At 72.1% G+C, this 14,872-nt stretch carries 2 protein-coding genes; both read left to right on the top strand.

The window, feature by feature from the left end; translation table 11 throughout:
* Positions 1 to 38 precede the first annotated feature (38 nt).
* Positions 39 to 10,919, top strand: a complete 10,881-nt coding sequence (locus tag ABD858_RS22085) for a non-ribosomal peptide synthetase (protein ID WP_345040300.1) — start codon at positions 39 to 41, stop codon at positions 10,917 to 10,919.
* 2 nt (positions 10,920 to 10,921) lie between these two features.
* Entirely contained in the window at positions 10,922 to 14,842 is a 3,921-nt protein-coding gene (locus ABD858_RS22090; protein WP_345040302.1) for an amino acid adenylation domain-containing protein, read from the top strand.
* Positions 14,843 to 14,872 lie beyond the last annotated feature (30 nt).

Here is a 14,872-nt window from a genome sequence, read left to right on the forward strand (position 1 = left end):
AAACCCTCACTCCCACTGACTTTTGAAAGGTACCGGCAATGAGGAAGTCGGCAATCGAGGACGTACTCCCGCTGTCGTCTCTGCAAGAAGGTCTGCTCTTCCACGCCCTGTACGACGAGGACGGCCCGGACGTCTACACCGTCCAGCTGGCCGTGGAGATGCACGGGTCGCTCGACACCGCCCGCCTGCGGGCGGCGGCCGAGGCGCTGCTGCGCCGCCACCCCAACCTGCGCGCGGGCTTCCGTCACAAGGGACTGGACAAGCCGCTGCAGGTGGTCCGCCGTCAAGTACGCACGCCCTGGCGGGAGATCGACCTCACCGGCCGTGGCGACGAGGCGGACGCCGCCTATGCCGCACTCGCCGACGAGGAGCGGACGCGCCGCTTCGACATGGCCCGGCCGCCGCTGGCCCGCTTCACCCTGGCCGCTCTCCCCGGCGACCGGTGGCGGCTTCTGGTGACGATCCATCACATCCTGGTGGACGGCTGGTCGGTGCCGGTCCTGCTGGACGACCTGTTCGAGCTGTACGAGCGTGAGGGCGACGACGCCGGGATGCGCCGGGTCGCCCCGTACCGGGACTACCTCGGCTGGCTCGCCCGCCAGGACGGGGGCGCGGGCCTGGACGCCTGGGGCGAGGAGCTGGCCGGACTGGCCGAGCCCTCGCTCGTCGCCGCGGGGCGGCGGCCCGGCGCCCCCGTGGTGCCCGAGTCGGTGACGGTGGAGCTGTCACGTGAGTTGACCGAACGCCTGGGCGCCACCGCCCGCAGCCGCGGCTGGACGGTGAACACCCTGATCCAGGGCTCCTACGGACTCGTCCTGGGCCGGCTGCTGGGCCGCGACGACGTGGTCTTCGGCGGTACGGTCTCGGGCCGCCCGCCGGAGCTGCCGGGCGTCGAGACCATGGTCGGTCTGCTCATCAACACCCTGCCGGTCCGCGTCTCCTGGCAGCCCGGCGACGACCTCGCCGGCCTCTTCACCGCGCTCCAGGCCCGCCAGTCCGCGCTCACCCCCCACCAGCACGTCCAACTGGCCTCCATCCAGGCCCGGTCCGGGCACGCCGAGCTCTTCGACACCACGACGGTCTTCGAGAACTTCCCGCTGGGAGCCGAGCAGGCGCCCCCGCTGTCGAACGGTCTGGAGATCACGGACGTCGACGCCCGGGACGCCACCCACTACGCGATCAGCCTGGTGGGCCTGCCGGGCGACGAGCTGAGCTTCCGGCTCGACTACCGGCCCGACATCCTCGACCGGGCCACCGCCACCCGCCTCGGCAACTGGCTGCACGACCTCCTCGAAGCCGCCGCCGACGACCCGGACCGTACGGTCGCGAGCCTCGACCTGCTCTCCTGCGCCGAGTACGACCGCATCGTCGTCGAGTGGAACGACACCGGCCGCCCGCTCCAGGACACCACCCTCACCGAGCTCCTCGAACAGGCCGCCGCGCAGCACCCGGACGCCGAGGCCGTCGGCCACGGTGACGTACGGCTCGGCTACCGCGACCTGCACGCCCGGGCCAACCGGCTCGCCCGCGCCCTGATCGCCCGCGGCGCCGGCCCCGAGCGCATGGTCGCCGTCTCCCTGCCGCAGCGGCCGGACCTGGTCGTCGCCCTGCTCGCCGTCCTCAAGGCCGGCGCCGGATACCTGCCCCTGGACCCGAACCACCCCGCCGAGCGGATCGCGGGCATGTTCGAGGAGACCAGCCCCGTCTGTGTCGTCACCACCGGCGAGCTGGCCGCCCGCCTGCCGGCCGACGGCACCGACGTCCTCCTCCTCGACGACCCCGCCGTCACGGACGAGACCGACGCGCTCTCCGACGCGCCGCTCACCGACGCCGACCGCACCGGTCCGCTGCTGCCCGGCCACCCGGCGTACGTGATCTACACCTCCGGTTCCACCGGGCGTCCCAAGGGCGTCATGGTCGAGCACCGAGCCGTCGTCAACTACCTCCTGTGGACGCTGGACATCTATCCGGCCTCCCGTGAGAGCACCCTTCTGCACTCACCGGTCTCCTTCGACCTCACCGTCACGGGCCTGTACGCCCCGCTGATCTCGGGCGGCATCGTCCACCTCACCCGGTTCGCCGACGGCGGGCCCGACCCGGAGGCCCCCGTCCCGGCCGGCGGCATCGCCTTCCTCAAGGGCACCCCGAGCCACCTCGCCCTCCTCCAGGCGCTCCCCGCCGAGTACTCCCCCACCGCGGAACTCGTCCTCGGCGGCGAACCGCTGCCCGGCTCGCACCTCGACAGCTGGCGCAAGGAGCACCCTGGCGTCCGGGTCATCAACGAGTACGGCCCCACCGAGACGACCGTCGGCTGCACCGCGCTCGCCATCGAGCCGGACGACGAGATCCCCGGCGAGATCCTCTCCCTCGGCCGTCCCATGTGGAACTCGCAGATGTACGTCCTGGACAACGCCCTGCGGCCCGTACCGCCCGGCGTGGTCGGCGAGCTCTACGTGGCCGGAACCTGCGTCGCCCGCGGCTACGCCGGCCGGCCGGCCCTCACCGCGCAGCGGTTCGTGGCCAACCCCTTCGGGGAGCCCGGCTCGCGGATGTACCGCACCGGCGACATGGTCCGCTGGCGCACGGACGGCACCCTGGAGTTCGCGGGCCGCGTCGACGACCAGGTCAAGATCCGCGGCTACCGCATCGAGCTCGGCGAGGTCGAGTCGGTCCTCGCCGACCACCCCGGGGTCGCGCAGGCCGCCGTCGTGGTCCGCGAGGACCGCCCCGGCGACAAGCAGCTGGTCGCCTATGTGGTCGCGGAGACGACCGACGGCGTCAAGGAGTACGCGGCCTCACGCCTGCCCGAGTACATGGTCCCGTCCGCGTTCGTGGCGCTGGACGTACTGCCCCTGACCGTCAACGGCAAGCTCGACAAGCGCGCTCTCCCCGCACCGCGGTCGGACGAGGCCGACTCCGCGGGCACCGGCCGGCTGCCGCGCTCCCCGCAGGAGGAGATCCTGTGCCGGATCTTCGCCGAGGTGCTCGGCGTGGCCCGGGTCGGCATCGACGACAACTTCTTCGACCTGGGCGGCCACTCGCTCCTCGCGACCCGCCTGGTCAGCCGTGTCCGCTCGACCCTGGACGTCGAACTCGCCATCCGCTCGGTGTTCGAGCACCCCACGGTGGCCGGCCTGGCCAGGACGCTCGGCGGAGCCGACGAGGCCCGGACAGCCGTGCGGGTGATGGAGCGGCCCGAGGTACTGCCGCTGTCCTTCGCCCAGCAGCGGCTGTGGTTCCTCAACCGGCTGGAATCGGAGGGCGGGACCTACAACATCCCGCTGGCGGTCCGGCTGAGCGGTGTGCTCGATGTGGGCGCGCTGCGCCGGGCGCTCGACGCGGTCGTCGTGCGGCACGAGTCACTGCGCACGGTCTTCCCCGATGTGGACGGTGAGCCGAGGCAGTTGGTGCTCGCGGACGCCGAAGCCCCGCTCACCGTAAGGGACATCGACGAATGTGAGCTGCCGGAGGCCCTGGCCGCGGAAGCGGGTCGGACTTTCGATCTCGCGAACGAACTGCCCCTCCATGCCACGGTCTTCACCACCGGGCCGGAGGAGCACGTCCTGCTGATCACGCTGCACCACATCGCGGGTGACGGCTGGTCCATGGCGCCGCTGATGCGGGACCTGGAGGCGGCCTACCTGGGCCGCGAGCTGACCGCCCTGCCCGTGCAGTACGCGGACTACGCGCTGTGGCAGCGTGAGGTCCTGGGTTCCGAGGACGATCCGGAGAGCCTGGCCTCGCGGCAGCTGGCGTTCTGGCGGGAGCGGCTGGACGGCCTGCCGGAGGTGCTGGAGCTGCCGGCCGACCGTCCCCGCCCGCCGGTCGCCTCGTACCAGGGTGGCCGGGTGGGCTGGCGGCTGGACGCTCGTACCCATCAGGCGTTGACCGGTCTGGCCCGGGAGACCGGCGCGAGTGTGTTCATGGTGCTCCAGGCCGGACTCGCGGCCCTGTTCTCGCGGCTCGGCGGCGGGACCGACATCCCGCTGGGCACGGCGGTGGCGGGTCGTACGGACGAGGCACTGGACGATCTCGTCGGTTTCTTCGTCAACACGCTGGTGCTGCGTACGGACGTGTCGGGCGACCCGTCCTTCCGCGAGCTGGTGAAGCGCGTACGCGAAGGGGACCTGGCCGCCTTCGCACACCAGGATGTGCCGTTCGAGCGGCTGGTGGAGGTGCTCAACCCGGAGCGCTCGCTGGCCCGGCACCCGCTGTTCCAGGTGATGCTGCTGCTCCAGAACACCCCCGAGCCGGACCTCGACCTGCCGGGTATCACTCCTTCCGTCGAGGAAATGGCAGGCGCTGTCGCCAAGTTCGACCTCTCCTTCGATCTGCGCGAGACCTTCGACGAGCAGGGCCGCCCGGCGGGCATCGAGGGCGATGTCGACTACGCCCGTGATCTGTTCGACCTGGAGACGGTCGCCACCCTGTGCAGCCGGCTGGCCCGGACACTCGAACTGCTCGTCGCCGACCCCGACCGCGGTGTCGAGACGGTGGACCTCCTCGACACGGCCGAGCGCACCCTGCTGCTGGAGGACTGGGGCAAGGGCGAGACTCCGGTGCAGGTCGCCGGCCTCGTGGAGCGTTTCGGGCGTCAGGTGGCGCGTGCTCCGGAGGCTGTGGCGGTGGTGTGCGGTGACGAGCGGCTGACCTATGCGGAACTCGGTGAGCGGTCGGATCTGTTGGCGCGGGTGCTGGTGGGTTGTGGGGTGGGTCCGGACCGGCTGGTGGCGGTGGCGTTGTCGCGGTCGGTGGATCTGGTGGTGGCGCTGTGGGCGGTGGTGAAGGCCGGTGGTGCGTATGTGCCGGTGGATCCGGATCTGCCGGCGGAGCGGATCGCGTACATCCTGGGTGATGCCCGTCCCGAGTGCGTGGTGACCACGGCCGGGCTGGCGGACCGCCTGCCGGTCGGGGGCGCCGAACTGGTGCTGCTGGACGAGCTGCCCGAGCCGCCTTTGGGCGTCGAGTTCATGGCTGCTTCGTCCGCCGACCTCGCGTATGTGCTCTACACCTCGGGTTCGACGGGCCGGCCGAAGGGTGTGGGGGTCACGCGGGGTGGTCTGGAGAATGTGCTCGCGGACATGGGGGAGCGGTTCTCGGTCACGGAGGAGGACCGTTTCCTGGCGGTGACGACGTTCGGGTTCGACATCTCGAACGTGGAGATCTTCGTGCCGTTGCTGGCCGGTGCCCGTCTGGTGCTGGTGGAGCGGGACGTGGTGCTGGACCCGGTCCGGCTGGGCGTCCTCATCGAGGAGTCCGGCGCGACGTTTCTCCAGGCCACCCCCACCTTCTGGGAAACCCTGGTGTCCGAGGTGCCGTCGTCCCTCGCCGGCCTGCGCGTCCTCATGGGCGGCGAAGCCGTCTCCCCGTCGCTTGCCGACCGCCTGCGCGCGGCCACACGTGAGGTCACCAATGGTTACGGGCCGACGGAGACGGCGGTCTATTCGGTGGTGGGCCGGGTGGAGGTGCCGGAGGGTTCGGTGCCGGGGATCGGGCGGCCGGTGGCCGGCACGGATGTGTATGTGCTGGACGATCGGTTGCGGCCGGTGCCGGTGGGTGTGCCGGGTGAGTTGTACATCGCGGGTGCGGGTGTGGCCCGTGGGTATGTGGGCCGGGCGGTGTTGACGGCGGAGCGGTTCGTGGCCGATCCGTTCGGTGAGGCCGGGGCGCGGATGTATCGCACGGGTGATGTGGTGCGGTGGTGTGCGGACGGCACGCTGGAGTTCGTCGGCCGGGCGGACGACCAGGTGAAGATCCGTGGTTTCCGTATCGAGCCGGGTGAGATCGAGGCGGTGCTCGCCTCGCACCCGCAGGTCGGCAAGGCGGCCGTGGTGGTCCGCGAGGACCGGCCCGGCGACAAGCAGCTCGTCGCCTATGTCGTGGGCACGGCCGAGGGACTGCGTGACCATGCGGCGTCCCGGCTTCCGGGCTACATGGTCCCGTCGGCCTTCGTCGAGCTCGATGAACTGCCCCTGACCGCCAGTGGAAAGCTGGACCGGCGTGCTCTGCCCGTGCCGGACCTCGGCGCCGGAACCGGACGTGCTCCCCGTACCGCGCAGGAGGAGCTGCTGTGCGAGGTGTTCGCCGGTGTGCTGGGTGTGGAGCGGGTCGGGATCGACGACGGGTTCTTCGATCTGGGCGGGCATTCGCTGCTGGCGACGCGTCTGGTGAGCCGGATTCGTTCGGTGGTGGGCGCCGAGGTCGAGGTGCGTACGGTGTTCGAGTCGCCGACCGTTGCCGGGCTGGCGCCGCGTCTGGATCTGTCGACTGCGGCGCGCGTGTCGGTGCGGCCGGTGGAGCGGCCGGAGGAGGTGCCGCTGTCGTTCGCGCAGCAGCGGTTGTGGTTCCTGGACCGGCTGGACAGTGCGGGCGGGATGTACAACATCCCGTTGGCCATCCGCCTGGAGGGGCCGCTGGATGTGGCCGCTCTGCGTGCGGCGGTCAACACGGTCGTCGCCCGGCACGAGTCCCTGCGCACCGTCTTCCCCGAAACCGACGGCCGCCCCCGCCAGTTGATCCTTGCCGACTCCGAAGTGCCGCTCGAATTCAAGGACATCGACGAGCGCGACCTCGCCGACGTGCTGGCCGGGGCCGCGGGGCACGGCTTCGATCTGACCCGTGAACTGCCGCTGCGGGCCAAGCTGTTCCGTACCGGTCGCCATGCCCATGTGCTGCTGCTGGTGCTGCATCACATCGCGGGTGACGGCTGGTCGCTGGCGCCGCTGATGCGGGACCTGGAGGCGGCCTATCTGGGCCGTGAGCTGCCCGTTCTGCCGGTGCAGTACGCGGACTACGCGCTGTGGCAACGGGACGTGCTCGGCTCCGAGGACGACCCGGAGAGTGTCATCTCCCGGCAGCTGGCGTTCTGGAAGGACCACTTGGCGGGCCTGCCGGAGGTGCTGGAGCTGCCGGCCGACCGTCCGCGCCCGTCGGTGGCCTCGTACCGGGGCGGCCGGGTGGACTGGCGGATGGACGCCGAGACCCATGCGGCCCTGACGGCGCTGGCCCGGGAGACCGGAGCGAGCCTGTTCATGGTGCTCCAGGCCGCGGTCTCCGCACTGTTCTCCCGGCTCGGTGCCGGGACCGACATCCCGCTCGGCACGGGAGTGGCGGGTCGTACGGACGACGCGCTGGACGATCTGGTCGGCTTCTTCGTCAACACCCTCGTCCTGCGCACGGATGTGTCGGGCGACCCGTCCTTCACGGAGCTCGTCGAGCGTGTCCGGGAAGCGGATCTGTCGGCGTTCGCGCACCAGGATGTGCCGTTCGAGCGGTTGGTGGAGGTGCTCAACCCGGAGCGTTCGCTGGCCCGGCACCCGCTGTTCCAGGTCATGCTGACCCTGGAGAACACCCCCGAGCCCGACCTCGACCTGCCCGGCATCACGCCCTCCGTGGCGGATGTGACGGGCGCGCCGGCCAAGTTCGACCTGCTCTTCGGACTGCGGGAGACCTTCGACGACGAGGGCCGCCCGGCAGGCGTCGAAGGCGGTGTCGAGTACGCCCAGGACCTCTACGACCCGGAGACCGTGCAGACCCTGTGCTCCCGGCTCGGCCTGGTCCTGGCCCAGGTCACCGCCGACCCGGCCCGCCGCATCGGCGCGCTGGAACTCCTCGACCCCGCCGAGGTCGAGCGCCAGTTCGGCCAGTGGGGGACGGGTGAGCCGGCGGGGTGCCGCGAGACACTGCCCGCGCTGCTCGCCCGCCGGGTGGCCGCGACCCCGGACGCCGTGGCGGTCGTCGGCGGCGACGAGGAGCTGACCTACGCGGAGCTGGATGCCCGGACGAACCGCTGGGCGCGGTTCCTGCGGGAGCAGGGTGTCCGGGCGGGGACGCCGGTGGCGCTGCTGCTGGACCGTTCCGTCGAGCTCGTCGTCGCCGAGCTGGCCGTGATCAAGGCCGGGGGTGTCTACGTCCCGCTGCACGACTCCTACCCGGCCGATCGGCTGACCTGGATCGTCCAGGACGCCCAGGCGCCCCTGCTGCTCACCGACCGGACGGGACTTCCCGAGGGCCTCTCCGAGGCGGTCCGCAGCATCGCGCTGATGGATGTGGCCGAGCAGGTGGCCGCGTACCCCGAAAGCGCACCCGAGGCGGCCGGCCTCACGGCGGACCGGACCGCTTATGTGATGTACACCTCCGGAACGACCGGTCTGCCGAAGGGTGTCGTGGTCAGCCACGCCAATGTGGCGGATCTCGCCCTGGACCCGTGCTTCGACGGCGCCGCGCACGAGCGCGTCCTGATGCACTCCTCGCACGCCTTCGACGCCTCCACCTACGAGATGTGGGCGCCGCTGCTGCGCGGCGGCCGGGTCGTCGTCGCACCGGGCGGCCACCTCGGCCCCGAGGAGCTGCGTACCGCCGTCGCCCGGCACGGCATCACCGCGGTGTTCCTGACCACGGCCCTGTTCAACGCCGTCGCCGTCGAGGATCCCGAGGCGTTCCTCGGCCTGCACGAGGTCTGGTTCGGCGGCGAGAAGGTCTCCGTGGAGGCCGTGGACCGGGCGCTGAAGCTGTGCCCCGGTGTTCGGCTGGTGCATGTCTACGGGCCCACCGAGACCACGACCTTCGCGACCGCCTGGCCGGTGCCGGCCGACAAGGCGCCGGGCGCCCCGGTGCCGATCGGCGGGCCCCTCGCGGGCATGCGGGCCCATGTCCTCGACGCCGGGCTGCGGGCGGTGCCCGCCGGAGTCACCGGTGAGCTGTATCTGTCCGGCACGGGCCTCGCCCAAGGCTACCTGGGCCGTCCGGGGCTGACCTCCGAGCGCTTCGTGGCGGACCCGTACGGCGGTCCGGGCGAGCGGATGTACCGCACCGGCGACCTGGTCCGCTGGACCCGGGAGGGGGCACTGGAGTACCAGGGCCGGGCGGACGACCAGGTGAAGATCCGTGGTTTCCGGATCGAACCCGGGGAGATCGCCGCCGTCCTGTCCTCCCACCCCGACGTCACCCATGCCGCGGTCGTGGTCCGCGAGGACCGTCCGGGCGACAAGCAGCTCGTGGCGTACGTCGTGGGCGAGCCGGAGCAGCTGCGGGAGTACGCGGCCGAGCGCCTGCCCGCCTACATGGTCCCGTCCGCGTTCGTCACCCTGGACGCCCTGCCCCTGAACACCAACGGCAAGCTCGACAAGAAGGCGCTCCCGGCGCCGGCCGCTCCCGCCGCGGACGCGGACACCGCCTTCCTGGCGCCGCGTACGGCACAGGAGGAGGCGCTGTGCGAGGTCTTCGCCGGTGTGCTCGGCGTGGAACGGGTCGGCATCGACGACGGGTTCTTCGACCTGGGCGGCGACAGCATCGCCTCCATCCAGCTGGTCAGCCGGGCCCGCAAGGCCGGTCTGGTGTTCACCGCCCGCGATGTCTTCGAGCGCAGGACCGTCCGTGAGCTGGCGGCCGTGGCCACCGGCGCGGGCGACGGGTCGGCCGCGGGGCAGGACGGTGTCGGTGCGCTGCCGCCGACACCCATCATGGAGTGGTTCCGGGCCGGCGGCGGCCCGGTGCGGGAGTTCAACCAGACGTACGTCGTTCCCGTACCGGCCTCGCTGCGGCTCGCCGACCTGACGGCTGCGACCGCCGCCCTGTTCGACCACCATGACGCGCTGCGGCTGCGGCTGACCCGGGACGACGACGGCTGGTCGCTCCAGGTGCCGGAGCCGGGCTCGGTTCCGGTGGCCGAGCTGGTCCGCCGGATCGACATCGCGGGCCTGGACGAGGCCGCCGTACGGGAGATCATGGCCGGTGAGGCGAGTACCGCGCGGTCGGGGCTGGACCCCGAGGCCGGGGTGATGGCGCAGCTCGTCTGGTTCGACGCGGGACCGGAGACCGACGGCCGGCTGCTGGTGATGCTGCATCACCTGGTGGTGGACGGGGTCTCGTGGCGGATCCTGCTGCCGGACCTGGCGGCCGCCTGGCGCGCGGTCGTCGCGGGCGAGCCGGTGGAGCTGGAGCCGGTGGGCACGTCCTTCCGGGGCTGGGCCATGGCGCTGGCCGAGGCATCCGCACAGGACCGCTGGACGGACCAGCTGCCGTACTGGACGGGCACGCTGTCCGCGCCGCGGGAGCCGCTGGGCGCCGGTGAGCCGGACCCGGCCCGGGACACCCTGGGCACGGCCCGGTCGGTGACCATGACCCTGACGGAGCAGGAGACCGAGCACCTCCTGACCACGGTCCCGGCCGCGTTCCGGGCGGGTGTGAACGACGTCCTGCTGACCGCGCTGGCGCTGGCACTGCGCGAGTGGGCCCCGGATTATGCCGAGAACGGGGTGCTGCTGGACGTCGAGGGCCACGGCCGGTACGAGGACGTGCTGGACGCCGGTCACGACCTGTCCCGTACGGTCGGCTGGTTCACCAGCATGTACCCGGTACGCATCGACGCGGGCAAGCTGTTCTGGACGGAGGTCACAGCAGCGGGCCCCGAGGTCGGCGGTGCGCTGAAGCAGGTCAAGGAGCAGTTGCGGGCGGTGCCCGACCAGGGTCTGGGCTACGGACTGCTGCGCCACCTCAACCACCGGACCTCCGCCGTTCTGGTGGAAGGCGCCGCACCGCAGATCGGGTTCAACTACCTGGGCCGGTTCGCCACCGACACCGGTGACGGACGCGCCGCCCACTGGGTCTCGGTCGGGGACTCCGACACCGGCGGCGAGATGGGCGAGGCGGAACTGCCGTTCGCGCACGCGCTGGAGATCAACGCGGCGACGCAGGACACCGAGGACGGGCCGCGACTCCAGGCCGCCCTGTCCTGGCCGGCCGCGCTGTTCGACACCGCCCGGATCGAGACCCTGGCGGACCTGTGGCACCGGGCGCTGCGGGCGCTCGCCACGCACGCGGAGAACCCGGACGCCGGCGGGCTGACCCCCTCGGACGTGTCCCTGGTCCCGCTCACCCAGCACCACATCGACCTGCTCGAAGCGAAGCTGAGGAAGTAACGATGGCCCAGAGTCGGATTGAGGACGTGCTGCCGCTCTCCTCCCTGCAGGAGGGGCTGCTCTTCCACGCCCGGTACGACGAGGAGGCGGACGCGCCGGACGTCTACACCGTGCAGCTCGCCGTCGAGCTGCGCGGCCCGCTGGACGCGGCCCGTCTGCGGACGGCGGCCGAGGCGCTGCTGCGCCGCCACCCCAACCTCCGGGCGCTCTTCGTCCACGAGGGCCTGGACCAGCCGGTCCAGGTGGTCCTCCGCTCGGTGGAACTGCCGTGGCGCGAGGCCGACTTCTCCGGCGGGACCGCCGAGGAGGCGGCGCGGGCGTTCGACGCGCTGCGGGACGAGGAGCGGGCCCGCAGATTCGTCCTCGACGAGGACGTGCTGCTGCGCTTCGTACTCGTACGGCTGCCGGACCGGACGGTACGACTGCTGCTGACGCTCCATCACATCCTGGTGGATGGCTGGTCGGTGCCGATCCTGCTGGACGACCTGTTCGAGCTGTACGAGCGTGAGGGCGACGACTCCGGGATGCGCCGGGTCGCCCCGTACCGCGACTACCTCGCCTGGCTCGCGCGTCAGGACCGGGCGGGCGCACTGGACGCCTGGGGCGAGGAGCTGGCCGGACTGGCCGAGCCGGCCCTCGTCGGGGCCGGCCGGCAGGCGGGCGGTTCGTCCGTCCCCGAGACGCTGTCCGTGGAGCTGTCACGCGAGCTGACCGAACGGCTCACCGCCACGGCCCGCAGCCGCGGCTGGACGGTGAACACGCTGGTGCAGGGCTCCTGGGGGCTGATCCTGGGCCGGCTGCTGGGCCGCGACGACGTGGTCTTCGGCGGTACGGTCTCGGGCCGCCCGCCGGAGCTGCCGGGCGTCGAGACCATGGTCGGTCTGCTGATCAACACCCTGCCGGTCCGCGTCTCCTGGCAGCCCGGCGAGCGTCTCGCGGACCTCTTCACCGCGCTCCAGGCCCGCCAGTCCGCGCTCACCGCCCACCAGCACGTCCAGCTCGCCGAGATCCAGGCACGAGCGGGCCACGGCGAACTCTTCGACACCACCGTCGTCTTCGAGAACTACCCGGTCGACGCCGAGGGCGCTCCGCAGCTCGCGGGCGGCATCGAGATCACGGACATGGACGCCCGGGACGCCACCCACTACGCGGTCACGATGCTCGGACTCCCCGGCGAGCGGCTGCGGTTCCGGCTGGACTACCGGCCGGACATCCTCGACCGCGCCACCGCCACCCGCCTCGGCGACTGGCTGCACCGGCTCCTCGCGGCCACCGCCGACGACCCGGAGCAGTGCGCCCGCGACGTGGTGCTGCTCGACGCGGCCGAGCGCCGACGGCTGCTGGCGGACTGGAACGACACCGCCCACCCGGTCCCGGACGCCACCCTGACCGCGCTGCTGGAGGCGCAGGCCCTGCTTTCCCCCGGCGCCGTGGCGCTCGTCTGCGGTGACACGGAGGCGAGTTACGCGGAGCTGCACGCCGAGGCCAATCGGCTCGCCCGGGCCCTCGTCGACCGGGGCGCGGGCCCCGACCGCCCGGTGGCGGTCGCCCTGCGCCGCGGCCGGGACATGGTCGTCACCCTGCTCGCGGCCCTCAAAGCGGGCTCCCCCTATCTGCCGGTCGACCCGGAACTCCCTGCGGAACGCATCGAGTTGATGCTGGGAAACGCCGCCCCGGTGTGCCTGGTGACGGACCGCGGAACGGCCGGGACCCTGCCCATGGACGCGGTGAAGCCGCTCGTCCTCGACGATCCGCTGACCATCGACGAGCTGGCGGCCCGCCCGGGCCACCCGCTGACCGACAACGACCGTGCCGCGCCCCTCGACCCGCGTCACCTCGCGTACATCATCTACACCTCGGGCTCCACCGGAGTGCCCAAGGGCGTCGGGGTGCCGCACTCCGGCATCGTCAACCGGCTGCTGTGGATGCAGGACCGGTACCGACTGGGCGCCGACGACCGGGTCCTGCAGAAGACCCCGTTCGGCTTCGACGTCTCGGTCTGGGAGTTCTTCTGGCCGCTGCTGACCGGCTCGGGCCTGGTCGTGGCGAAGCCGGGCGGGCACCGCGATCCGGCCTATCTGGCCGAGGAGATCGTCGCCCGGGGGGTGACGACCGTCCATTTCGTGCCGTCCATGCTCGACGCCTTCGTCCAGGACCCCGCGGCCGCGCGCTGCGCCGGCACGCTGCGCCGCATCATCTGCAGCGGCGAGGCGCTGCCCGAGACCGCCGCGGACCGGGCGACGGAGCTGACCGGCGCCCCGGTGCACAACCTGTACGGGCCGACCGAGGCCTCCGTCGACGTCACGCACTGGGACTGCCGTCCCGGCGAGGGCCCGGTGCCGATCGGCCGGCCGATCTGGAACACCCAGGTGTACGTACTGGACCCGGCCCTGCAGCCGGTGCCGCCCGGTGTGGTGGGTGAACTCCACCTGGCCGGTGATCAGCTGGCCCGCGGCTACGCGGGGCGGGCCGCCCTGACCGCGGAGCGGTTCGTGGCCGATCCCTTCGGGGAGCCGGGGTCCCGGATGTACCGCACGGGTGACCTGGTCCGCTGGCGCGAGGACGGCGCCCTGGAGTACCTCGGCCGGGCCGACGACCAGGTGAAGATCCGGGGCCTGCGGATCGAGCTCGGTGAGATCGAGACGGTGCTGGCCGGGGCCGACGGGGTCGCCCATGCCCGTGTGGTGGTGCTGCTGGACGGCTCGGGCGAGAAGCAGCTGGTCGCCTATGTGGTGCCGGAGGGCGAGCCGCCCGCCGTCGACGGGCTCAGGGCCGCCGTCGCCGCCGTACTGCCCGGGTACATGGTGCCGTCGGCGTTCGTGACGCTCGACGAACTGCCGCTGACCGTCAACGGGAAACTGGACCGCAGGGCACTGCCGGCCCCCCGGTTCAGCTCCGCCGGCACCGGGCGCGAGCCGGGCACGGTGACCGAACAGCTGCTGTGCGCCGCCTTCGCGGAGGTGCTGGGCCTGGACCGGGTCGGAGCCGACGACAGCTTCTTCGACCTGGGCGGCCACTCGCTGTCGGCGGCCAGGCTGGTGAACCGGGTCCGCACGGTGCTCGGCGCGGAGATCGCGGTCCGCTCGGTCTTCGCGGCCCCGACACCGGCCGCGCTCGCCGGGCTGCTGGCCGGCCGGCGACTCGAGCCCGGGGGACTGGAGCCGGTGCTGGAGCTGCGTACCCGCGGGGATCTGCCGCCGCTGTTCTGCCTTCCGCCGGGTGCCGGACTGAGCTGGTGCTACGCCGGCCTGCTGGGCGGAATCGACCCGGAACAGCCGCTGTACGGGCTGCAGTCGCCGAGCCTCTCCGGAAACCGCACGGCGACGACGCTCGACGCGCTGGCGGAGGGTTACGTCGAGCGGATCAGGAGCGTACGCCCCCAGGGGCCGTACCGGCTGCTGGGCTGGTCGGCCGGCGGGCATCTGGCGCACGAGGTGGCCGTCCGTCTCCAGGAGCGCGGCGAACAGGTCGAGCAACTGGTGATTCTGGACTCCTATCCGGCCCGACTCCCGGACGACGGAAGGGAGTCGACCCGGGAGGACGTCTTCGCCGAGGCGTTCGGGGACGCGCTGCCCGATCCTCAGGCCCCCGACGCGTACGAGCGGGCCCTGGGCCTCGTCCGGGCGGAGCTCGGCGACCTGGGCCGGCTGAGCGACGGCACGGCGGCCGACGTGCTCGAGACCTATCTGCTGAACACGCGCGCGATGCTGAATTTCCGGCACCGCCTGTACCGCGGGGACGTGCTGTTCTTCCGCGCCTCCGACTGGACCGTGGACGAGCGGCGGGATTTCGCCCGCTGGGCTCCCCATGTGACCGGTGGGATCAGGCTTCACCAGCTGGACGTGAGGCATGAGGAAATATCCCGCCCGGAAATCCTCGCGAGCGTCGGGGAAATCGTTGCGGGAATGGACCGCAATAGCTAGTGTCGGCATATCGGAAAGAAATCAGAAAGA

The organism is Streptomyces sannanensis (assembly GCF_039536205.1).
Classification (GTDB): domain Bacteria; phylum Actinomycetota; class Actinomycetes; order Streptomycetales; family Streptomycetaceae; genus Streptomyces; species Streptomyces sannanensis.